Origin of the sequence: Methanolobus chelungpuianus (assembly GCF_024500045.1) — an archaeon.
GTDB classification, from domain to species: Archaea; Halobacteriota; Methanosarcinia; order Methanosarcinales; family Methanosarcinaceae; genus Methanolobus; species Methanolobus chelungpuianus.
This window is the reverse complement of record NZ_JTEO01000004.1, coordinates 805,680-828,890: the sequence shown is the minus strand read 5'-3', so window position 1 is coordinate 828,890 and position 23,211 is coordinate 805,680. Positions and strand designations below refer to the sequence as shown.

Below are 23,211 nucleotides of genomic sequence, written 5' to 3'. Positions count from 1 at the left end.
TATCATTATGGCAGATGAAGATACAGGCTATGCGGCCGAAGTCATCGATGTCATCGGCAACACCGGTATGCATGGCGAAGCAAGCCAGATACAGTGCCGTGTGCTTGAGGGACGCGACAAGGGCCGTATAATCACCCGCAACTGTGTAGGTCCGATCAGGGTAGGCGACATACTGATGCTGATCGAAACATCCAGAGAAGCAAAGAAACTGACCACCAGGTGATCATAATGGAACAAAGGAAATGTTCTTTTTGCGGCGCATTCCTTGAGCCGGGAACAGGTAAGCTCTTTGTGAAGAGGGACGGATCAAACTATTTCTTCTGTTCTTCAAAATGCGAAAGCAACTTCGATCTTGGAAGGCTTCCAAGGCGTACCGAGTGGACCGAGCAGGGCAGGATCTATCTGAAGAAGGCGTAATCCGGTGTCAGGCATGGAACAGACATACATCATGATCAAGCCCGACGGCGTACAGCGCGGGCTCATCGGAGAGATAGTCTCCAGGATAGAGAAACGCGGCCTGAAGGTCGCAGCCATGCGCCTGGGCGTAATGAGTGCCGAAAGTGCAAAAGAGCACTACAGGGAACATGCAGAGAGACCATTCTTCGCATCACTCATAGAGTACGTCACATCAGGCCCTTCCGTATCAATGGTGGTCGAAGGCAAGAACGCTATTGCCATCATGCGTGCGGTCAACGGTGCAACCAACCCCGTTAACGCAGCTCCCGGCACGATCCGTGGCGACTTTGCCATCGAGACGGGAAGGAATGTTGTCCATGCTTCCGATTCCCCGGAATCGGCCAAACGTGAGATCTCCATCCACTTTAAGGGTTCGGAGATCGTCAGCTATTCAAAGATCGATGAGGTTTGCCTCTACGAGTAAAGTTTAAGGCCATTCCGGGCACCTTTTATTTGATACATGCCCGGAATAGCTTAATACTCAATTACGGGGCAGTCAATCAGATTTGAAGGGATGCACATGGCAGTCAAGGGAAACTTACGCACACCAATTGTCTCTGTAATGGGACATGTAGATCATGGAAAGACTACATTGCTTGATAAGATCAGAGGCAGTACTGTTGCTGACGGGGAGGCAGGCGCCATCACCCAGCATATCGGTGCCACTGAGGTTCCAATTGATGTCATAGTTAACAAGTGCGGCAATCCCGCCCTCAGGGACAAGTTCATAGTGCCCGGCCTTTTGTTTATTGACACTCCCGGACACCATGCATTCACCTCACTCCGAAGCCGCGGCGGAGCTCTTGCGGACCTTGCTATAGTTATTGTGGATATAAACGAAGGTTTCAAACCACAGACCATAGAGAGCCTCCAGATCCTTAAAAGATTCAAGACACCCTTTGTGGTGGTTGCGAACAAGATAGACAGGATACACGGATGGAACCCGCAAAGGAATATGCCTTTCGTGGCATCCTATAACAAGCAGAACGAGCGCGTTAAGAGTGAGCTGGACAGGAAGTTCTATGAGATAGTCGGTGAACTGTACAATCTTGGATTCAACTCCGAAAGGCATGACAGGATCAATGACTTCCAGCGCAATGTAGGGATAATCCCCATAAGTGCAATGACAGGGGAGGGCATTCCAGATGTTCTCATGGTGCTGCTGGGACTTGCCCAGAAATTCCTTGAAGCAAACCTGCACTATGACGCTAACATTCCTGGTGTGGGCACTGTTCTTGAAGTCAAGGAAGAGAAAGGGCTTGGAACGACCATCGATGTCATCCTCTACGACGGGACTCTCAGGAAAGGAGATACTATCGTTGTTGGAAGTCTTGGAAAACCCATTCAGACCAAGGTCCGTGCACTGTTAAAACCCCGGCCTCTCACAGAGATAAAATCCGAGGAGAAGTTCGAACAGGTTTCTTCGGTCACGGCAGCCATCGGTGTAAAGATATCTGCACCAGGGCTTGAAAGTGCACTTGCCGGCTCTCCAGTCAGGATCGCGACACCCGAAACTATCGACGCCATCACCCAGGAGGTGCAGAGCGAGATAGAGGATGTGCAGATAGATACCGATTCCATGGGCATCACAATAAAAGCAGACACTATAGGCTCCCTTGAGGCTCTTGTTAACGAGCTTAAGAAGGAGAATATACCCATCAGGAAAGCTACTGTGGGAGACGTGTCCCAGCGTGATGTCGTGGAAGTTGCAGCTATCGAGGACCCCTTCTACGCAGTCATTGTCGGCTTCAACATAAAGGTGCTCCCTGATGCAAGGGACAAGGTGCAGGACACCAATATCCGCCTTTTCCAGAACGATGTCATATATCGCCTGATAGATGATTATAAGGACTGGGTGCAGGAGCAGAAGGAGCTTGCCGAGAAAGAGATGGCTGATACCATCATAAAACCGGGGAGATTCCAGATATTGCCAAACTGCACGTTCAGGCAGAGCAAACCGGCTGTTGTAGGCGTGAAGATAATCGGAGGTGTTGTCAAGACGAACCTTGACATCATGGCACTTGACGGCACTATAGTCGGCAGGGTGAAAGGGCTTCAGTCAAGCGGAGAGAACATCTCACAGGCAAAGGTCGGCATGGAAGTGGCAATGGCTATAGAGGGCCCGACTGTCGGAAGGCAGATAAAGGAAGGAGATACGCTCTTTATCAATGTCCCGGAAAGGCATGCCAAACGCATGGAAAATGAAATTAACGACTCATTGACGGCAGATGAACTAGAGACACTGGACGCGTTCCTTGAACTCAAGAGAAGGGGTAACCCCTTCTGGGCTAAATAAGCAGTCAGGGCAGCGCACGATCATAAGCATCACAGGAACGTAGGAACGAACAAAAAATTGGAGGAATAAATATGGCAGATTTCAAAGTAGTAGTATCAGACCCGAAGACAAAATCATACCAGTTCAATGTAACAGGACCCGAGGCTAACAAGCTTATCGGAAAATCCATAGGCCAGACAGTGGACGGCGCGATCGTTGGACTTCCAGGCTATGCACTGAAGATCACAGGCGGAAGCGACAAGAGCGGCATGGTCATGAGACCTGAGATCCCCGGCCCGAGGAGACAGAAGGTCCTTGTTGCACAGGGCGTAGGTTACTCCCCTGTATCAAGTGGCGTCCGCCGCAGAAAGATGATGCGCGGAAGAGAGATCGCCCCTGACATCATACAGGTCAACACTGTTGTTGTGGAATATGGCGACAAGGCGATTGAAGCTATTGTCGGCGGCGGCGAAGCAGCAGAAGAGTGAGCGATCACTCTTTGCAACAACTTTCTCATTCATTTTTTAACTTGTTTTTAGCATCCCTGATTCTAATTGATCCTGTGCACACCAAGCACTATTGGTTCCATCCTGCACGGGATACCGTTTACTTCAAAAGACACATTCAGGTTCCCAAGATCAGTCTTTCCGCTTGTCAGAGGCCTGATGGTAAGGGATGCATACCTGGAGGAGGAGGGCAGCAGGCCTTCAATGCATATAGTCGGCATCTCACACTCGATCTGTGAAGAGAAGCAGCTTGAAAGACTTATATTTGACAGGGGCTCTTCAGAGCGGTTCTCAACGATAAAACCGAGGGATGCCGGGATTCCCTTGTAGAAGGTGTCCGGCGTGTTCATACGGACATAAAGTTCGGGGGCGAGCACACGCTGCACACCAAGTTCCTCGGGTCCTGCGGTGCATGCATTAGCACCGAGCCTGAACTGAACCTCAAAATGGCCAGGGCTGAACTCGCCGATGATCTTCGGGACAATACTGAGGCTCAGCATCTGTCTGGACCCCGGATGCAGAGTGCCTGAGCTTAGCACAATGTGACCCGGGGCTATCCCGTCCCTCAGACAGCACTTTACCTGCACATCGTCCAGGGGGCAGGGGAGCCTGTTAGCAAGATAGATTCCCAAAACCGTTTCTTCTCCGAATTGCAGGACTTCAGGGACACTTGTGTTTACATAGATGGAAGAACAAATGACAGTACACACTCCCTGGGGAATGTTGTATTTTGTGTACTGCTGCCTGCGTATCTCAAAATACAGATCTGCCGACCCCAGAGATGTCTTTCCCGTATGCAGGGGGACAAAAGGCATGGACACATATCCTGAAGACCCTGCTCTCACGGTACCAAGGCGGACCTGGGGAGAATCGCATCTAAAAATCCCGGGAAAGACCCACCTGAGCCATACATTCCCCATATCGGTATCACTTGGATTGCTCACCCGGAAAGTTACTGTGCAGGGAAACCCCAGTTCGAGACTACCGGAAAGATTACAGTCCACTACCGCTGCTTCACATACCTGGGCACCCCTGAGCCTCCTCCTGCTTATTCCCATCCTGCCCTCATATATCCAGAATACATGAACCGGCACATAAGGGACCATCACAAAGAGCGTAAGAGATAACAGGAAGACAGGCAGCCGGACTGCTGTTCCGTCAGCAGGCAAAGCGCTCCATGAAGGCATCAGGAAATTAGCAAGTGGCTGAAGAACAGGAGAATAAGACTGCTGGTACAGCATGAAAACCATGAAGAAGGCCAGCCACATTATCCAGACAAGCGAGTATATCTGGAAAACAGCTCCGCTTGTTCCGCCTGCCCTGTTCAGCAGGGCATAGGAGAGGGAGCCTGTGAAGCTGCGGGGAATCCTGGACAGTCTCATTTGATCACTATATCGGATAGATAAATGAGATTGTGCTCTTTAATATAAATATATTGCTTGGATTATATAATCTGGAAAAAAACCAGTACAAAAAAAGATAGGAAAGCAGATCAGAGCAGTTTCTTCCCTGCATCCGGGCCGCTTTTGCACTCAAAGACATCTGTGATCTTCATTTTTATAAGATACCTGGCAGGGAAGCGGTCACTCTTTGCCTTTACGATCTTGCGCATCTCATCATATTCCTCACCGCGGTCTATGATCTTGATGTCACCTTTTATCTGGAAGCAGCCGTTGATCTCAGGTCCCCACACATAGATAGCACCCTTCGGGTTTGCCCTGAGGTTCTCCATGGTTTTAAGGAAGAAATTGTCAACGATCCACAGGGTTTCTGCGTCTTCCTGAAGATAGCACATCCCTATAGGAATGACGTTTGGCACGCCATCCTTTGAGGCTGTTGCGAATGGGAATATCTTCATCTTTGCAAATTCTGCTTTCATCTCATCTGTTAACTTTACCATTGATGTCACCTCTGCATATCAAAATAAAAGAGTCAGATAATCTACACGCCAATGAAGTTTAAACTTTTTCATCAGTAATGCCTTAATAGCAAAAGAAGGAAAAAGAGGTTATCAGAACAGCTTATCCAGGAAATACTGGTGAACCCTTGAATCCCGGGTAAGTTCTGGATGGAAAGCGAGCGCCAGCAGATTACCCTGCTCGGCTGCCACTACCATATCATCGATTCGGGCGAGCACCTTTACACCGTCCCCGCATTCTACGATACCCGGAGCCCTGATGAAGACAGCGTTGTAAGGTGAGTCAAGGAAAGGAAGCCCAAGTTCCGTCTCAAAGGACTCGCGCTGCCTTCCGAATGCATTGCGGTTCACCTTTGTGTCCATAATGCCCAGCAGATGCTGATGGGTCTTTCTGACCTGCTCGTCGCCCTCGCTTGCAAGCAGGATCAGACCTGCACAGGTGCCCATGATGGGTTTTCCTGACCGGTGCATCTGCCTGATCTCGTCTGCAATGCCTTCACGGATCAGCAGGCGGCCAAGGGTGGTGCTCTCTCCTCCGGGAAGGACAAGCGCATCACACTGCGGTACAATACCTTTGTGCTTTATTGTCACGATATCGGCAGGCCTGCCACGTTCCTCAAGCGCTCTGGCAAGAGCGTCCACATGCTCGGAGACGTCACCCTGAATGGCGATAACACCAATACGCATGAAAACACCGTTATTGAACTAAAAAAGAATGGAGGATGGGTATTACCATCCGCGTGTCTGAAGAACCTGTTCCTGGGGGATGGTGTCAACACTTATGCCCTTCATGCCGGCGCCGATGCCCTTTGAGATCTCTGCAAGCACTTCGGGGTTATCATAGTTGTTCACTGCCTCTACTATGGCTGTTGCCATTTTTTCAGGTATCTCCGCCTTGAATATGCCGGAGCCCACGAAAACACCGTCGGCACCCAGGCGCATCATCAGGGCTGCATCTGCAGGCGTGGCCACACCGCCTGCTGCAAAGTTAACCACAGGCAGACGCTGCATCTGAGCAGTCTCGAGCACAAGCTCTATGGGAGCTTCGATCTCACGGGCCACGCGGGTCATCTCTTCCCTGGTCATGCCCCTGAGTGCGCGTACCTCTCCCATGATCTGCTTCATGTGCTTGACAGCCTCACTGACGTCACCGGTACCTGCCTCACCCTTGGTGCGTATCATGGCAGCACCCTCATTGATGCGGCGCAGGGCCTCGCCAAGGTTCCTGGCACCACATACGAAAGGAACAGTAAAGTCGGTCTTCTCGATGTGGTACTTGTGGTCAGCAGGGGTGAGCACTTCGGACTCGTCCACCATGTCAACACCAAGTGCCTGCAGGATCTCGGCTTCCACAAAGTGTCCTATGCGTGCCTTTGCCATTACCGGGATCGTTACGGTGTCGATAATATCGGCAATGATCTGCGGATCTGCCATCCTTGCAACACCACCGGCCTTCCTGATATCAGCGGGTACTGCCTGAAGGGCCATGACCGCAACTGCTCCAGCCTCCTCTGCTATACGTGCCTGCTCGGGAGTTGTGACATCCATGATAACGCCGCCTTTCTGCATCTTTGCAAAACCGCGCTTGATAAGTTCCGTACCGTGTCTTAATTTCTCAAGTTCCATAATATCATCCTTGTAAATTATACTAAAGCATCATCTGTGTAATATTATTTTGACGTGTGTGTATATAGACTACTAAACATGGTCAATGCTTAAAAGCATTTACATTATTCCCCGTCTGCTCTTATCCTCGCAACACCTACCACTTTATCTTTCTGGCGCACGTCCATTATCTTGACGCCCTGGGTGTTCCTGCCCTGGACACGTATATCCTTTACAGGTATCCGGATAATAATACCTTCGGAACTTGTGAGCATTATCTCATCGGTATCCTTGACGGACTTGACGTTGATCACAGGACCGTTCCGGAGGCTGGTCACGATAGTAATCACACCCTGGCCGCCCCTGTGCAGCGTTCGGTATTCACCGAACTCAGTGCGCTTACCAAAGCCATTCTCAGTGACTGTAAGCAATGATGCACTCTCATCCACCACATCCAGGCTGACGACCAGATCCCCGGGCTCAAGTTTCATTCCGCGCACGCCCCTTGCACTCCTGCCCATTGGACGCACGTCCGTTTCAGAGAACCTGATAGCTTTTCCATGCCTTGAGACCATGACCATTTCCTTTGAGCCGTCTGTGAGTGCCACGTTCACCAGTTCATCACCATCATCAAGGATCAATGCTATAATGCCTGCCTTGCGGGGATTGCTGAAATCGGACAGCTGGCTCTTCTTGACAGTGCCCATGCGTGTGGCCATGAACAGGTAACTGTCCTCGGAGAACTCGCTCACAGGTATCATGGCTGTGACGGATTCGCCGTCTCCCAGTTCCAGCAGGTTAACTATGGCCTTGCCTCTGGACTGCCTGCTGCCTTCTGGTATCTCATACACCTTCTGCCAGTAGACCCTTCCCTTAGTGGTGAAGAAGAGGATATAGTCATGGGTCGAGGCTATGAAGATATCGGTCACGAAGTCTTCATCCTTGGTCTCCATGCCTATGATACCTTTGCCTCCCCTGCGCTGCTGGGAATAGGTATCCACCGGAAGGCGTTTGATATAGCCGCTGTTGGTAATGGTCACAACCACTTCCTCAACAGGTATCAGGTCCTCGGTATCAATCTCAACAACAGATCCCTTTATCTTGGTCCTCCGTTCGTCACCGAAGCGCTCCTTCAGGTCGAGAAGTTCGGACCTGATGATATTGTATTTCTTTTCATCACTACTGAGGATCTCTTCCAGCTCGGCAATGAGCTTGATGAGTTCGTTGTATTCATCCTCTATCTTCTGCCTTTCAAGTCCTGTCAGCTTCTGCAGGCGCATGTCAAGAATCGCTTTTGCCTGTATCTCGTCCAGGCCGAAGTTACTGATGAGACCTGCCCGGGCGGTTTCCACATCCTTTGAAGACCTGATGAGGCTTATGACCGCATCCAGATGGTCAAGGGCTATCTTGAGGCCCCTGAGGATATGGGCCCTCTCCTGGGCCTTCCTGAGCTGGAACAGCGTGCGCTTCTGGATAACATCTACGCGGTGCTCCAGGTAGATGCGCAGCATATCCTTCAGGCCCAGCTCTCTTGGAACATTGTCCACAAGGGCCAGGTTGATGATACCGAAAGTTGTCTGCATCTGCGTATGCTTGTAAAGCTGGTTCAGGACTACGTTAGGATTGGTTCCCCGGGTAAGTTCGATAACCACGCGGATGCCTTCACGGTCAGACTCGTCGCGCAGGTCGGAAACGCCTATTATCTTCTTGTCCCTTACAAGCTCTGCTATATTTTCTATGAGCTTGGCCTTGTTAACCTGGTAGGGTATCTCAGTGACGATTATGGCATTCTTATCCTTCTTCATCTCCTCTATCTCTGCAACGGCCCGGAGCTGTATCCTGCCGCGCCCCGTCTCATATGCATCCCTTATGCCCTGTGAACCAAGGATGGTAGCACCTGTGGGGAAATCCGGACCCTTGATGACCTTCATCAGTTCATTCATGCTGACGTCCGGGTTATCGATCTGCATCAGCGTTGCGTCAATTACTTCGCTAAGGTTATGGGGAGCCATGTTTGTGGCCATGCCCACGGCTATACCTGTGGAACCATTGACAAGCAGGTTAGGCAGTTTTGCGGGAAGCACAACAGGCTCCTGAAGGGAACCGTCGTAGTTGGGCTGAGTGGACACCGTTTCCTTGTCGATATCAAGGAGCATCTCATCCGCGATCTTGTCCATGCGTGCTTCAGTGTAACGCATGGCAGCTGCCGAATCACCGTCAATGGAACCGAAGTTACCCTGCCCGTCAATGAGCGGATATCGCAGGGAGAAATCCTGCACCATCCTCACAAGGGAGTCATAGACCGCAGTATCACCGTGGGGGTGGTACTTACCGAGCACGTCTCCCACCACACGGGCACACTTCTTGTAAGGCTTGTCGTGGGTGATACCTGCCTCTTTCATTGCGTACAGTATCCTGCGGTGCACGGGCTTGAGGCCGTCCCTCGCATCGGGCAGTGCCCGGCTCACGATAACACTCATCGCATAGTCTATGAAAGAGTTCCTCATCTCATCTTCAATGAGAACAGGAACTATCCTTTCGCCTGTTTCCGTAGGCTGGATGTCAAAGGAGGTCTCATCTCCCGGTTCGTCAGGTGAACCGCTGTTCTGAACATTCTCATTATCTGTATCATCTGCCATTTTTCCTCACCTCACACATCCAGATTATAGACATCCCTTGCATGTGTCGTAATAAAGTTCCTGCGTGGTTCCACCTCGTCCCCCATAAGTATGGAGAACATCTCATCCGCTGCAATAGCGTCTTCCATGGTGACCTTCAGCAGTGTTCTTGTTTCCGGGTTCATGGTAGTTTCCCAGAGCTGCTCCGGGTTCATCTCTCCAAGACCTTTGTAGCGCTGTATGCTTACGTTCTTGTCACCCAGCTCCTGCAGTTTGGCCTGCAGCTCCCTGTCCGAATACACATAGTACTCAGCCTTGCCCTTGGCCACACGATAAAGGGGTGGCTGTGCGATGTAGATGTAGCCTGCATCTATAAGGGGCTTCATGTGCCTGAAGAACAGGGTCAGTATCAGTGTGCGGATATGGGCGCCGTCGACATCCGCATCGGTCATGATGATGACCTTGTGATAACGGGCCTTGTCGATGTTGTAGTCATCTCCTATGCCGGTCCCCATGGCTGTTATGAGGGAAAGCACCTCGGTGTTCTTCAGTACTTTTGCAAGGCGTGCCTTCTCAACGTTGAGGATCTTACCCCTGAAAGGCAATATGGCCTGGAACCTCCGGTTGCGTCCCTGCTTTGCGGAGCCGCCTGCGGAGTCACCCTCCACAAGATATAGTTCACTGAGAGAGGGGTCCTTTTCGGAACAGTCTGCCAGCTTGCCCGGAAGCGTGCTGATATCGAGAGCACTCTTTCTCCTTGTAAGCTCCCTGGCCTTCTTTGCGGCTTCCCTTGCACGCTGTGCGTCCAGTGCTTTCTGCAATATAGTGCTGGCAACCTTGGGATTCTCTTCCAGGTATTCGGAAAGCCCTTCCGAGACCATTGACTCAACGATACCCTTCACATCACTGTTCCCGAGCTTGGTCTTGGTCTGTCCCTCGAACTGCGGTTCGGTTATCTTGACACTGATAATAGCAGTAAGGCCTTCGCGGATGTCCTCTCCCGAAAGCTTGTCCTCGCCCTTTGCCATCTTGTTCTGCTTGATATAGTCGTTGGCGACCCTGGTGAGCGCCGCCTTGAAGCCCACAAGATGGGTACCGCCTTCGTGGGTGTTGATATTGTTGGCAAAGGAATACACATACTCAGCATAGCTGTCAGTGTACTGCATCGCGATCTCAACTACAGTGCCCTCTTTCTCACGCTCGAAATAGATGGGAGATTCATGCAGGACATTACGTGTGTGGTTCAGGTACTGTACGAATGAGACTATGCCGCCTTCATACTCGAACACTTCCTGCTGGGGCTGTTCTTCCCGGAGGTCAGAAATGCCGATCTTTATACCCTTGTTAAGGAAAGCAAGCTCACGGAGCCTTGTGACAAGTATATCGTAGGCGAATTTCGTAGTCTCGAAGATCAGCCCATCGGGCTTGAAGGTTATCTTGGTACCCGTACCTTCGCTCTCACCTATCTCCATTATGTCGTCATGGGGCTTTCCGCGCTCATAACGCTGGTAATACAGCTTGCCATCGTGCTTGACCTCGGCCTCAAGCCATTCGGAAAGTGCGTTGACAACGGAAACACCCACACCGTGCAGACCGCCCGAAACCTTGTAGGTGCTCTTGTCGAACTTACCTCCTGCGTGCAGGATGGTCATTACAACCTCAAGGGCTGACTTGTTGTACTTGGGGAGATTACCTACAGGTATACCCCTGCCGTTATCCTGGACGGTCACAGTCCCGTCCGCGTTTATAGTTACATCTATCTCGGTACAGAATCCGGCCAGTGCCTCATCGATACTGTTGTCCACTACCTCATAGACGAGGTGGTGAAGCCCCCTGCTATCGACACTGCCGATATACATACTGGGTCTCTTGCGCACAGCCTCAAGCCCTTCAAGGACCTGTATATTGCTCGCATCATAACCCTGTTTTTCTGTCATGTCTAATACGTCTCCCTTAAAAAGAATTTAACATAAAGTATGCTATTTACGTCCAAAATGTACACTCGCTCGTTCCCTCAGATTCAGTCAAAGAAAGATTTATTTCAATTCGCCAGCTTGTCTTTTTCCTAGAGAAATATGATGGTACCTTATATGCGTTCATGCTTATTAAAGGTTTATATAAAAATCTCTGAAAAAGTGATAGTGAGAACTTATCTTACAGCAGATATGCCGTTATTATGAGTTTTAGTATTTATTGAAAATAATAAAAGGAAGTAACATAAATTATAAGATCCTGTTGAACTTGTTGTATCAAAACAGTTCCAGCCTCTTCCCGATGCCTTTTTCCAGAGCCTTCCTGTAGACCATATCAGCAGTCACGAGATCCTGTACTGCAAGACCCGTGGAGTCGAATATTGTTATCTCTTCATGGGATCGTCTTCCGGGTTTGATGCCTGCGATAACCTCGCCAAGTTCGGCATAGATATCGGCCTCCGAGAAAGTTCCCGAGGATATGGGCACATTCACCTCGCCTGAATGGGATGCCTGAATTATATCGTCAACGACCACCTTTGCTCTCCTGAGCAGCGCAGACTCAAGCTCCTGCTTTCCTACGGCATCGGCGCCTATGGCGTTGATATGCGTACCTTCGCTGACCCATTCGGACCTGACGATGGGACTTCTGACAGGGGTGGTCGTTACAAGTACGTCACACCTGCATACCTCTTTAATGCTGCCGGTGCGGACAAAGTCGCAATTGACCACCGGGGCCATATCTTTCTCGAAGCCAGCGCAGCTGTTCATATTCCTGCATGTGATCCTGACCTCCTCTATATCCATGAACTGAGATAGCGCCAGTAACTGCGTGCGCGCCTGGTCTCCGGTGCCTACCATGCCAACGACCCTGGAATCCTGGCGGGCCAGGTATTTTACTGCAACACCGCCAGCGGCACCCGTGCGCATATCGGTCAGGTATGTGCCGTCCATTATTGCAAGAGGTGCACCGGTTTCTGTGGAATTGAGCACAATTACGGCCATGACAGTAGGGAGGCCCTTTTCCCTGTTGTCCGGGTGCACGTTCACTATCTTGACACCAGCTATGTCCTGCCCTTCAAGAAAAGATGGCATGGTCCGCAGGTCGCCGTTGTGCTTCGTGAAATAGAGATAGGATTTTGGTGGCATCTGCACTTTCCTGAGACCATGCTCTCTGAACCCGGATTCAACTGCCTCCATTGCAGAAGGCATATCAAGGGCGCTTTTTACATCAGACTGGGTCAGCCATAATATATCCATGAACACACTCCATCAGATTGACAGCAGGAACTTGAGAGCAAACGGATAAAATCATTGTGCCTGCAGTCAGGAGAAGCAAGTCCTCAGTACCAATACATGGGAAAGCGAACAGCCAAAAGGACCAGGTAAGGCCGTTATCCAATCCCAAGTGATAAATAGCCAAGGTGTAAGATATGTATTGGGGTTTATATGAAGATACTATACATATTCGCACATCCGGAACCGAGATCATTTAACTCGGCAATGAAGGAAGCGGCCTTGCGCACACTTGATGAGCAGGGTCATGAGGTGAAGCTCTCGGACCTGTTTGCCATGGACTTCAAGCCGGTGCTTGACAGGCGCGATTTCCTGCAGCCAAAAAGGACAGATGTCTTCAACCCATTTATGGAACAGATGCATGCCAGCAAGAAAGGCACATTTTCCAAGGACATCATGGACGAAATGGAAAAAGTAACATGGGTTGACATTCTCATATTCCAGTTCCCTATTTACTTCACCGGCTTCCCTGCCATGATAAAGGGATGGATCGACAGGGTCTTTGCAGCAGGTTTTGCCTTTAACCCCGCAACCGGGAGTATGTACGAAGCGGGTCTGCTCAGAGGTAAAAAAGCCATGCTTGTAATGACAGCAGGTGCAGACGAAGCATTATATTCCAAAGGAGGAGCTCACGGGGACATAAACGAACTGCTCAGGTATATCACTCATTGTACGCTTGGGTACACGGGACTTGAAGTATTGCCTTCTTATATCGTCTTTGGAGCCGGAAAGATGTCAGAGGAGAGGGTAAGGTCAGAGATCAGCTCATACATTGAAAGACTTCGGTCACTGGCGCAATATGCACAGAAGAATTAAGGACACTGCTTGCTCCAAATGGTTAAAAACACATCATGTAGAAGACTTCCATCAGATCCGCAGTTTAAGTAAGAGATTTATACACTGATGTCAGTAGTATTACTACGGAAGATATGAGGGAGTTATATGAAAAATAGCGGAAATACGATGCTTGGCATCATGGTCCTGATCGTGATAGTCATAGTTACGGTCACTACACTGACCTTGGGATGCTTCGAGAGTGGGAACAATACAATGAACGACACAGTGAACGATAGTGGCGATGAGGGATTCCTCTACGGCACTGCCTCTGTTGAAGAGATCGATATCCGGATACTTGAATCCTTCCCTGTGCAGGTGCATGTGGCTGCAAGAGGGAATCTCCCTGACGGCTGCACACAGATAAATGAAAATGCAACGACCGTTCAAAGACAGGGAAATACGTTCGACGTATACCTTGAGACAATAAGGCCGAGAGATGCAGTGTGTACAGAGGCCCTTGTACCCTTTGAGCACACAATACCCCTTGACGTTTACGGGCTTGAGAAAGGCACCTACACGGTCAATGTGAATGGCGTTGAGGAAACTTTCGAACTTACAACCGATAACATACTTGCAAACTGAGAATGTTATCTTCTTTTTTCACACGGCCCGCCTTTCAATGTAGAACTGCACCTTATCCCAGAAGCTCCGGATGTCGATGGGTTTTGATATATAATCATTGCATCCTGCCTCTATGAAACGCTCATGGTCTCCCCGCATGGAGTGGGCGGTCAGGGCTATTACGGGGATATCCCTGGTGTTCTCGTCGCCCCTGATGATGGAGAGCAGTTCCAGGCCGTCCATTCTCGGCAACTGTATGTCCAGCAGTATAAGACTGAACTTCTCATGCTTCAGCATCTCAAGTGCAATGAATCCGTCCTCAGCCTGCGCCACAGTGTATCCGCGAGCTGTCAGCAGGTCAACTGTCAGCTCCATATTTACAGGATTATCCTCTATCACTAGTATTTGGGCCATTTACCTCACAGGACATGCGAATCTGAAAGCAACATCTGCCAGATGGATACACAGCAGATATACGAATATTATAATATATTAAACATATATATTTAGTGCTTGAATACCTAACCATAGGAATGGATTCTTATAGCAACGGGCCCAGCCAATGCAAGAGAATACCTTAAGTCAGTTTTTAGTATTATGCCAGCGTTCTGACAGACCATAAGGATCACAGGTGCTATCCGGTGAAAGACAAAGAAATAACCAGGAGTGATCTTGAGTGCATGATAAAGAGTATACATGCATCCCCCTGCATGCTGGTGCTCTCAGTTACCGGAGGCGGGGCAGGTGCCATAGGAGAGCTCCTGAGACACGGAGGAGGCTCGGCGACTTTGCTTGAAGCTGTTGTGCCATATCATGAGAATGCACTCCGGGATTACATCGGAAAAGAGCCGGAGAGATACTGTTCAGGTGATACCGCAAGGGAAATGGCAATGGCCGCTTTCAGAAGGGCACTGGAAATGGCAGGTCCCGAAGGACTGCCGGATCATGTCATTGGCATCGCAGCTACCTGCAAACTTTCCAGGCCAGAAGAAAGGAGTGGCAGAGCACACGAGATCCACTTTGCCTCACAATCAGTATCATCAACCAGCACTATCAGCATATCCCTGCTGGAGGACAGGAGTAGGGAGGAGGAAGAAGAGCTGGCTTCAGACCTTATGATACACGCCATAGCAAGGCTCTGCGGAATAACATCTGCTGAGTGCGACTCATGTCTTTCACACGCTGAACAGCGGGTACTGGAGCAAAGGGAGGTTAGTGCCACTCACGATCAGAGAGAACTGCTTTTAAGCATCCTTCTAAAGGAAAGTCGCTATGACAGGAAGAGCATCCTGGTGGCCTGCAATAGAGAAAATGACCCTGCAGTTCCGGGAATAGTCTTTTCCGGCTCTTTTAACCCGTGTCATAAGAATCATGCTGCTATGGCAAAGCTCGCTTATGAGCGATATGGCCTGCCTGTTACATTTGAGATATCCCTTGCTAACGTGGACAAGCCTCCGATCGACTTCATATCCCTGGAAAACAGGCTTAGTTCGCTGAAAATATATGGGAACGAGGAATTCTTCGGGGACATATACCTGACAAATGCACCTCTTTTTGCAGATAAGGCAATGCTCTTTCCAGGCTGCAGCTTCCTGATCGGCTCTGATACCCTCAACCGCATATTCAATGAGAAATATTACCGGGAAGGAGAGAATAAGCTGACACTGCTGAAGCACTTCAGAAAATACGGCACACGTTTCCTCGTGTTCCACAGGCAGGACGTAGAGCTCGCTGCAGATAAGGACGTTCTTGAGATCTGCGATATCATCCCACTGGATGCCTATAATGACGACGGCACATCATCCAGGAAGCTGAGAAGGTATCAGGGATAACGACACTCAGGCGTATCTTACGCCACATAGCTTATAGAAAGAAGGATAACCCTTCGACTCATACGTCTGCATGATATCCCTGTCCACAGCCTGGCCTAGTCCATGGAGGATCTTCTGGGACTCAAGGACACTTTCGAGACACATGCTCTCCCAATCCTCACGACATATCCCGTCAAGGGTCCTTTTAAGCATACCCATTTCATGCGATGAAAGACAGGAAGTAAAGCCTAGACGGTGAGGGTGAGTTCTGTATATCTCCTTAGCCCTGTCGAGCATTGCTTCCAGCAGTGCTCCATTCATCTCACAGGCGAACCGATGATGTGAAGGGACGACATCCTCTTTATGGAAATGCACTTCTGCAAGGAACAGGAACCTTTCGCATTCATATATCCATTCCCTTAGATTATAGAGAGTATTCATACATTAATCGAAAGAATATACAACATCCAAATATAAAAATGTAATTAATAGAATGGAGGAGCATATATTTGCGTACGCGTATGCAAAAGCATGGATCTTCATACATGAGTTATGCATCTGCCATACGTTTATGAATTGCAGGTAAGAGCATTCATAATATTCATACAAGCCTTCAGTACAGGGAAATCTTTGAAAGTACTGTTAAGGCATCCCACCTGGCCGGCAAATTGAAAGATACAGCAGGAAGACAGGAAATAGAACATACAAGAATATACGATGTAAAATAGATAATCGGGCATATAGAATGTTTGCTATATCAAACACTAAACATCAAACTGCCGTTTAAAGTATATTTCATCAGGCTTCGGAACTGCAGGGCATGGCTGCTGCGAACTCTTCAGCCTGTTGCGAGCCAATAAGCAGTTTCTTGCCGTTCACGAACTCCAGCATAAGCCCTTTGCTACCGCTCACATTGTAAGCCTTTCCTCTTATTCCGTAGCGTATGCCCCATCCCCCGTAATCCCTGACAGGCCGATAGGTTTGCACCTTGCAGGACAGGATGCTGTCGAAGGGGAATTTCCTGTACGACCCGTGGAAAGGACGGAAGCGAATATACAGCCCGTCCCCGCGGACCTCTGTCACCAGGCGCAGAGAAGACATGAAGAGAGGCAGGAGTATGCCAAAAAGCACCAGGGATAGGAAAGTGCTACTGTCAGATGCAGGATTACCGCCAAAGGGGCTTCCAAATACCAGCTGTTCTATGGCAGCATACCATGCTATTGACACGGGCACAAGTACAAGTACCCAGAGCCATAGCTGGTTGAACTTCTGCTCCTCCCTGAAAAGAACATGCTCATGCGAATCCATATTGATTTCACAGAGAGTCCCACTTATAAGATTTTCCCTTAAAGAATACTACGGAAAGTGAAATAAGAGTTTATAAGCAAAGCAGGATATGGTCTATTGATAGAATGCATATAGAGATTCACACTACAACAAAAGATATGGATGAGGCAAGGAAAATAGCCTCAGCCCTTGTGGAGAGAAAACTTGCGGCATGCGTCAACATGTATCCCGTCACTTCAGTTTACAGGTGGCAGGGAAAAGTAGAGGAAGAGGAAGAGATCGCACTTTCGATCAAGAGCACTTCTGAAAGACTGGAGGAGATCAGGAGAAGTATCCGTGCCATGCACAGCTATGATCTTCCGGCGATCACTTTTCAGGAGATCAAGGGCGACCATGATTACATGATATGGATCAGCGATTCCACCCACTGATCACCGCCTGCCTAAAAAGATAGCCAGGAGCTGTCCCAGGACGATACATACAAGGTAGATCAGCATCATCATGAATGCCAGGAACACGAAAAGCACAAAGAAATGCACCAATAGCCACAGGACCGCTAACAAAGCTGCCACTTTGAGTACAGAGCGAAGCAACATCCCGTGGAAACCTGTGCTGCCTGCAGTTTTCGGGCTGCCGGGACCCCTCCGGTATGTATAGGTCCTGTAAGTGAAATTCCCATAGGAATGATTCCGGAAATTGCTGTAATTGTTACCTTCATCCGGGTTGCCGTAAGCGCTGCCATAACTTCCCCAGGGTGCTGTGAATCCCGGAGAGTGAAGATGGAAACTGCGGTCATACCTGGCTCGCTTCTCGGGATCTGAAAGTATGCCGTAGGCCTCGTTTATCCGCTTGGAGCGTTCCTCAGCGCCGGGAGCATGATTCAGATCCGGATGATATTTGGTCATCAGAGCACGATATCTTTTCTTGAGCTCCTCCTGCGAAGCACCCGGAGACATTCCCAGAACAGAGTAATAATCAGGCACACTCATGTCAATAGTAACCCCTGTCGGTATCTACTATCCACCCTACCCATATATACTCTGGGTGATCCCACATAAATGATTTGGCAAGGACATGCCGCACATGAGAAAATAAGGCAAAAGGACCAAGGGTCATTTTGCCATGACGAGAGTACGCGTAGGGAAAGGTATCTCGATATTCTCCTCCCTGAATCTCCTGTTGATCAGGGTATTCACCCGGTCAATGACAGTGAACTTGTCACCCGGATTCTTTATCCATACGATCAGGGCGAAATCAAGGCTGAAATCAGAGTGGTTCTCAAATCTCGCATATGGAGCAGGGATGTCCAATACCTGTTCTACATCCCCTGCGATCTCCCGTAATACGTTCTTAACTTTCTCAACATCAGAACCGTAAGTAACGCCTATTGGTATTTTCACCATCATGGTCGACTCGGGAGAAGTGTAATTTACGATCCTGCTGTTTGCAATGATATTGTTGGGAATGACTATCATATTGTTATACATGTTGATGAGCCGTGTACTGCGTATTCCTATCTCCTGAACAATGCCTATCTCTCCACCGTCTATTTCTATCCGGTCACCAATCTTGAAAGGCTGGTCAAAATATATGGAGACACCCCCAAATAGCTGAGAGATAGAGTCCTGGGCCGCAAAGGCCAGCGCAAGGCCAGCCAGACCGGCAGAGGCAAAGAGAGGCGTGACGTTAAGGTCCCACACACCCCTCAGTATGGCAAGGAACCCGAAGAAGATGATAAGCACACTGACCAGGTTCTTGAAAAGAGGTAGCAGCTCGTCATCCATCGTGGTATCTGTTCTTTTCACAAGGTGAGTAAAGACATGCTTGAAAAGAATCTTGTTGATCTGTAATAAGGAAATAACCCATACAATGCCCAGCAAGGTGAAAAAGATACCTGAAATGAACTCCACTACATCATTCTCCGGGTATACGATCTCCGCCGCAACAAAGAATCCGAAAATGATAAAAGTATAATAGATGGGCTTCCTGACAGCTGCCACAATAAGATTATCACATTCATAACGGGTCTTGCATGTGTAGTGCAGGAGCACTTTCCCGAAGAGCAGGTCGGCTATGAAAGCGAGTACAACAGAAGCAACAAGTATGCTGACTGCCATGGCCATATCCGACTCAAATACCCCTCTCTGAGGCCCTATGAGAGCGCCGACATAGCGAGGAATGGTTTCATTAAGGAACATAAGCCGGAATTCGGGTACTAAATATATAAACATGTTTATTTGCCTGTGCAAAGGGTAAAATAAGATCCAAGGAATTCGAACAGCAATGAGCAGAGAAGAAAAGTCAGCCTCACACAGGTGGACCGCCCAGGGCCTGCGCGAAACAGACCCGGACCGCAAGATGCATTACTTCACGCTGGCGCTGGAACTTAACCCGTATGATGCTGTGGCACTTAATCAGAAAGGTATGCTCTACCACCGGAAGGGAGAGTTTGAGAAGGCCATCGGCTGCTATGACCGACTGCTGAACACCTCAGGTACTCTGGCGGGGAATGCAGGTAATATGATACCGGATCCTGCTGCCGTACTGTACAATAAAAGCCTTGCATTGAAGCACCTGGGTAAGAACGAAGCGGCGCTGAACTTTGTCAGGAAGGGGCTCAGGTCTGACCCCGGGAATGACAAGCTGAAGAGGCTGGAAGAGCAACTGCTGGGCTCCACGGACACAAAAGTAAGAACTGGAGTGAAGAACATATATGTCGAACCTGCAAAAGTTCCGGTCAACGAAATATATACCGACTGGCAGCCGCCGGGTGTCAGGACCCTTCTGTCCCATGCAATGAAGTGCAGCCACAGCGACATAAAATACTACAAAGGCTTTGGTGAGGACCTGATAAAAGAGAAAGCGATCGAGGACAAACTTAACAGGCATGTGTATTGCTGCGCCGTCTGTACTTTCCAGCAAAGGAATGTCTGCAGGCACCACGATTCCAGAGGAACGGCCGTATCAGCAACTGCTATCTGCAGGCACTTCAGGCCAAAAAAAGTGTCTGAGGGGTGAACCTCAGATTATCCCAAGTTCCGTGAGCCTGTTGGGCAGATAGGTATCTGTGACGAAGTCCAGGCCCTTTCCCGCAAACGCCTGCTGCTCAGCCTTCTTATTGATCTCAAGCTGCAGGTTTATCTGTTCCTTCCAGTAATCGCTCTCAAAACGGGGGTCCGTGAGTTCGCTCCGGAGTGCAGCAACGTCCTTATCGGTAAGCTTGTCAGTGGAAAGCTCGTACTCCACGATATCCGAGGGCTGCACACCTATGAACTGTGCGCCTGGTGTGGCCATGTGTTCCGAGAGGTGAGCGCTCTTGATCGCACCATAGGCAACAGAAGCGAATATGCGATACGACCAGGGGTCACCGTCAGTGAATACCACTACAGGCAATTTGAGCTCTTCATTCATGCGCTTGATTATGCGCCTTGTGGACCTGGCAGGCTGTCCCTTCAGATGAACAAGCACCGCATCGTATTTCTCATCAAAACCGTTCTCTATCAGCCTTGCGTACATTCCACCAGTCTCAACGGCTATTATGAACTTGGCATCATGGTCCAGGAAATTGATATTCTCTACATTGAAGGGGATCTGGTAGCCGCTCTCACCAATATCTTCCTGACAGTGGATTTCCCTGTTACCCCTTTTCGTATCCTCCCGTATGCGTACCGGGCCGAACATAGTGGCACCGTCCTCTTCAGGGCGCATGTGGAAGTACTCCCTCTGCAGACCGGATATGATCTCAAGGTCTTCGATAAGCCTGTCACTCTCCGGCTGTTCGCGGAACTTTGCGATGTCCCAGTTCTCGGAGATGTAATATAATTCTCTTAATGTGGACCCGCGATTTTCCTTCAGGTGGTTGTTCACAAGGAAGTCCACCACATGCGTGGTCTTGAGAAGCTGGAAAGCCCCTTTGACGGTCTTGGCGCTCCTTTCGGTCTCACGGTCCCCGTATACCCATACATCGCTCTCATCGCTGTACTCAATATTCTTTTTGGTACGTGTTGGCAAGTTCACGTTGGGAATGGTCTCGTCAAGGAACTGGTTGTAGAGCTCCTCGGCAAGCCCCAGCAGGCGATTACTTGCTATAGCATCGTATTCTTTTTTCTGTTCGGACCTTTGTTCAGCCATTCAGTTCACCCCCCTTATGGCCTTTGAACCCGTTACAAGTTCCTCGTCAAGACCCTCCACGATAAGCACGGGCAGCTTGGAGACTTCTTTTTCACCCAGGGTTGCCACGGAATATTTTAGTACCTTGGAAGCTCCCGGGGCGATGCTTACATCCCATATGTAATCGTAATCGTTTCCCATAGTTATTACTTTAGGCTGGGGTACCGGGCCTTCTATTTTAAAAGGGAGCATGTCATGCACCTTGAAATCATATTTCCTTGCAGAGAAATTCTTCACCTTGATCGCGACATTCACGCCGCCGTTGCCATCGCTTTCCACTACCCTGTGAACCAGGAGGTTGCCCATTACCTTTGCAACAACCGGGCCTATGTCAGGGGTTTCCCTGTTGAGGGTCTGTGCAAGTTTCTGGGCCATCTTGGGCAGGACCTTGGTGATGATTATCTCCTTCTCGCGGCGTTTCTTAAGGGTGTCCTGCTTGCTGAGATACCTGCTGAGCTTTCTTGACACTTCTTTCACAGCAAGCCCGATCTCCTCCTGGATCTCAGGAATATCGGCTATGGCATCCTTGGATTCGGATGTGAAGGGAACATTGGTGGATGCCACGTGGATGAGTATAACCACAGGGCCGCTGGGAAGACCCCCTCCCGGCTGGTTCAGACCGTACTGCTTCCATTTAATGGATTCGATCGCATGCGTAGTGACGCACCCACCCTGCTGGTAGAGCAGGGGGACCCTGTTGGCAAAGCGCATTATCTCTATGCGGTCGTCCTTATGGAGATCGCCGCCGTATGCGATGCCTACCTCCACCACAAACGGGTTACCGGAAAAGACAGAGGGCGCACGCGTGGTCGTGGCGATGAAATCCACGCTGAACTCTTTCTCAAGCCCCTTGTAGATGAGATCCTCGCCGATCGGAGAGAGGCAATCCGTCGGAGGTGCCATGATCTTCACCCTGGAGAATGCATCCAGCAGCTTCTTCGCCTGGTCACGGTTAAGTTCATGAGGGTCCAGTTCCGGGTCAAGTCCCGAGGCCTTGCATATCTCTTCCGCGGTGAGGTGGCCTATCTTTGAGAAGGAATAACGCAGGAAAGGAGAGAGCTTCTGGCGTTCGGTGTAGCGCAGCATCTTCATAAGGGTCCCTAGCTCGATTCCATGTGGATGCGGAAGTATCTCGTTTGCAAGAACAGGCATCTTGTCGGTTGCCCTCTCAAAGATCACCTCATTTCCGTCCGGTTCGAAAAGAGTGACCCTCGCATGAGGGTTCACAATTGCGGTGGCTTTGAGATATTCATAGATGGACTGCCTTCTGCCCTTGACGTAGGCTGCTTCCATCTCCAGCTCTATACGGGTGCCATGGGGACGGTCCCAGTCAACGACCTCGTCCCTGAGGATCTCAGGCTCGTTGGTGCTGGTGTTAATCATGAGCTCGTAATAATGGGCAGGCTTTCCGGGCCCGATCTTGGAAATGATCTTTGCAGGATGACCGGAAGTGAGCTGTGCATAGAGAACAGATGCGGAGATACCAATGCCCTGCTGTCCGCGGCTTTGCTTGAGGGCATGGAACCTTGAACCGTACAGGAGCTTTGCAAACACCTTCGGGATCTGCTCCTTGACTATGCCGGGTCCGTTATCCTCCACGATAACAACAACGTTATCTTTCCCGGACCTTTCTATGTGAAGCAGGATATCAGGCAGTATCTGGGACTCTTCACAGGCATCCAGGGAGTTGTCCACAGCCTCCTTGACCGTTGTTATCAGGCTGCGGGGAGCGGAATCGAATCCAAGTATCTGCCGGTTCTTCTCAAAGAATTCTGCAACACTAATGGACTTCTGGTTCTTCGCAAGTTCTTCTGCAATGGGAGTTGCCATAAAATGTCTTCCTTTTTCAATGTTGGTAAGAACATCAGAGTAATGTAATAAATAAATAACGTAGAAAATAT

The 23,211-nt window shown here is 49.6% G+C and carries 24 protein-coding genes; 10 read left to right on the top strand and 14 right to left on the bottom strand.

Annotated elements, in window-relative coordinates:
- Nucleotides 1–7 precede the first annotated feature (7 nt).
- From PV02_RS08775 to PV02_RS08755, 5 genes are all read left to right on the top strand, one after another.
- Entirely contained in the window at nt 8–223 is a 216-nt protein-coding gene (locus PV02_RS08775) for a 30S ribosomal protein S28e (protein ID WP_015054764.1), read from the top strand.
- 5 nt (nt 224–228) lie between these two features.
- Complete coding sequence (locus PV02_RS08770) at nt 229–417, top strand: 50S ribosomal protein L24e (RefSeq protein ID WP_256622995.1); 189 nt, start codon at nt 229–231, stop codon at nt 415–417.
- Between the two features lie 13 nt (nt 418–430).
- A complete protein-coding gene (gene ndk, locus PV02_RS08765) occupies nt 431–880 on the top strand; it encodes a nucleoside-diphosphate kinase (protein WP_256622994.1) in 450 nt (149 codons plus the stop codon).
- Nucleotides 881–976: 96 nt separating this feature from the next.
- Nucleotides 977–2,752 carry a translation initiation factor IF-2 gene (infB, locus tag PV02_RS08760; RefSeq protein ID WP_256622993.1) on the top strand — a complete coding sequence of 592 codons (1,776 nt, stop codon included), beginning with the start codon at nt 977–979 and terminating at the stop codon, nt 2,750–2,752.
- Nucleotides 2,753–2,823: 71 nt separating this feature from the next.
- Complete coding sequence (locus tag PV02_RS08755) at nt 2,824–3,219, top strand: 30S ribosomal protein S6e (protein ID WP_256622992.1); 396 nt, start codon at nt 2,824–2,826, stop codon at nt 3,217–3,219.
- A 62-nt stretch (nt 3,220–3,281) separates the two neighbouring features.
- Here the strand turns inward: PV02_RS08755 and PV02_RS08750 are convergent, their stop codons facing one another.
- From PV02_RS08750 to ala, 7 genes are all read right to left on the bottom strand, one after another.
- The gene (locus PV02_RS08750; RefSeq protein ID WP_256622991.1) at nt 3,282–4,619 is read right to left on the bottom strand and encodes a hypothetical protein; all 1,338 of its coding nucleotides are present in this window, start codon (nt 4,617–4,619) and stop codon (nt 3,282–3,284) included.
- A gap of 110 nt (nt 4,620–4,729) precedes the next feature.
- Nucleotides 4,730–5,137: a pyridoxamine 5'-phosphate oxidase family protein gene (locus PV02_RS08745; protein ID WP_256622990.1), complete on the bottom strand. Its 408-nt coding sequence runs from the start codon at nt 5,135–5,137 to the stop codon at nt 4,730–4,732.
- 111 nt (nt 5,138–5,248) lie between these two features.
- Nucleotides 5,249–5,842 (bottom strand): pyridoxal 5'-phosphate synthase glutaminase subunit PdxT, encoded by a 594-nt coding sequence (pdxT, locus tag PV02_RS08740; RefSeq protein ID WP_256622989.1) that lies wholly within the window; start codon nt 5,840–5,842, stop codon nt 5,249–5,251.
- 42 nt (nt 5,843–5,884) lie between these two features.
- Nucleotides 5,885–6,781, bottom strand: a complete 897-nt coding sequence (pdxS, locus tag PV02_RS08735) for a pyridoxal 5'-phosphate synthase lyase subunit PdxS (RefSeq protein WP_256622988.1) — start codon at nt 6,779–6,781, stop codon at nt 5,885–5,887.
- Nucleotides 6,782–6,885: 104 nt separating this feature from the next.
- Nucleotides 6,886–9,399: a DNA gyrase subunit A gene (gene gyrA, locus PV02_RS08730; RefSeq protein WP_256622987.1), complete on the bottom strand. Its 2,514-nt coding sequence runs from the start codon at nt 9,397–9,399 to the stop codon at nt 6,886–6,888.
- A gap of 11 nt (nt 9,400–9,410) precedes the next feature.
- Entirely contained in the window at nt 9,411–11,315 is a 1,905-nt protein-coding gene (gyrB, locus tag PV02_RS08725) for a DNA topoisomerase (ATP-hydrolyzing) subunit B (RefSeq protein ID WP_256622986.1), read from the bottom strand.
- Between the two features lie 312 nt (nt 11,316–11,627).
- Nucleotides 11,628–12,608, bottom strand: coding sequence for an alanine dehydrogenase (ala, locus tag PV02_RS08720; protein ID WP_256622985.1), 981 nt, complete (start codon nt 12,606–12,608; stop codon nt 11,628–11,630).
- Nucleotides 12,609–12,797: 189 nt separating this feature from the next.
- On the opposite strand from ala, the gene PV02_RS08715 reads away from it, so the two are divergent.
- Nucleotides 12,798–13,460, top strand: a complete 663-nt coding sequence (locus PV02_RS08715; RefSeq protein ID WP_256622984.1) for an NAD(P)H-dependent oxidoreductase — start codon at nt 12,798–12,800, stop codon at nt 13,458–13,460.
- Nucleotides 13,461–13,586: 126 nt separating this feature from the next.
- A complete protein-coding gene (locus PV02_RS08710) occupies nt 13,587–14,063 on the top strand; it encodes a hypothetical protein (RefSeq protein WP_256622983.1) in 477 nt (158 codons plus the stop codon).
- Between the two features lie 18 nt (nt 14,064–14,081).
- Here PV02_RS08710 and PV02_RS08705 read toward each other — a convergent pair whose 3' ends face one another.
- A complete protein-coding gene (locus PV02_RS08705; protein WP_256622982.1) occupies nt 14,082–14,456 on the bottom strand; it encodes a response regulator in 375 nt (124 codons plus the stop codon).
- Between the two features lie 227 nt (nt 14,457–14,683).
- Between PV02_RS08705 and PV02_RS08700 the strand changes: the two genes are divergently transcribed.
- Nucleotides 14,684–15,874 carry a nucleotidyl transferase family protein gene (locus PV02_RS08700; RefSeq protein WP_256622981.1) on the top strand — a complete coding sequence of 397 codons (1,191 nt, stop codon included), beginning with the start codon at nt 14,684–14,686 and terminating at the stop codon, nt 15,872–15,874.
- Nucleotides 15,875–15,880: 6 nt separating this feature from the next.
- Here the strand turns inward: PV02_RS08700 and PV02_RS08695 are convergent, their stop codons facing one another.
- A complete protein-coding gene (locus tag PV02_RS08695) occupies nt 15,881–16,294 on the bottom strand; it encodes a hypothetical protein (RefSeq protein ID WP_256622980.1) in 414 nt (137 codons plus the stop codon).
- A gap of 357 nt (nt 16,295–16,651) precedes the next feature.
- Nucleotides 16,652–17,161 (bottom strand): DUF6141 family protein, encoded by a 510-nt coding sequence (locus tag PV02_RS08690; protein ID WP_256622979.1) that lies wholly within the window; start codon nt 17,159–17,161, stop codon nt 16,652–16,654.
- Nucleotides 17,162–17,265: 104 nt separating this feature from the next.
- On the opposite strand from PV02_RS08690, the gene cutA reads away from it, so the two are divergent.
- Nucleotides 17,266–17,571: a divalent-cation tolerance protein CutA gene (gene cutA / locus PV02_RS08685; protein WP_256622978.1), complete on the top strand. Its 306-nt coding sequence runs from the start codon at nt 17,266–17,268 to the stop codon at nt 17,569–17,571.
- Here the strand turns inward: cutA and PV02_RS08680 are convergent, their stop codons facing one another.
- Both PV02_RS08680 and PV02_RS08675 read right to left on the bottom strand, forming a co-directional pair.
- A complete protein-coding gene (locus PV02_RS08680; protein WP_256622977.1) occupies nt 17,572–18,129 on the bottom strand; it encodes a J domain-containing protein in 558 nt (185 codons plus the stop codon).
- A gap of 123 nt (nt 18,130–18,252) precedes the next feature.
- Entirely contained in the window at nt 18,253–19,338 is a 1,086-nt protein-coding gene (locus PV02_RS08675) for a mechanosensitive ion channel family protein (RefSeq protein ID WP_256622976.1), read from the bottom strand.
- An 85-nt stretch (nt 19,339–19,423) separates the two neighbouring features.
- Between PV02_RS08675 and PV02_RS08670 the strand changes: the two genes are divergently transcribed.
- Nucleotides 19,424–20,158, top strand: a complete 735-nt coding sequence (locus tag PV02_RS08670; RefSeq protein ID WP_256622975.1) for a tetratricopeptide repeat protein — start codon at nt 19,424–19,426, stop codon at nt 20,156–20,158.
- Between the two features lie 3 nt (nt 20,159–20,161).
- On the opposite strand, the gene PV02_RS08665 is transcribed toward PV02_RS08670, so the two are convergent.
- Together PV02_RS08665 and PV02_RS08660 are read right to left on the bottom strand one after the other, a co-directional pair.
- Nucleotides 20,162–21,271 (bottom strand): DNA topoisomerase IV subunit A, encoded by a 1,110-nt coding sequence (locus tag PV02_RS08665; protein WP_256622974.1) that lies wholly within the window; start codon nt 21,269–21,271, stop codon nt 20,162–20,164.
- Nucleotides 21,272–23,140 carry a DNA topoisomerase VI subunit B gene (locus tag PV02_RS08660; RefSeq protein WP_256622973.1) on the bottom strand — a complete coding sequence of 623 codons (1,869 nt, stop codon included), beginning with the start codon at nt 23,138–23,140 and terminating at the stop codon, nt 21,272–21,274. It lies immediately after the preceding gene.
- Nucleotides 23,141–23,211 lie beyond the last annotated feature (71 nt).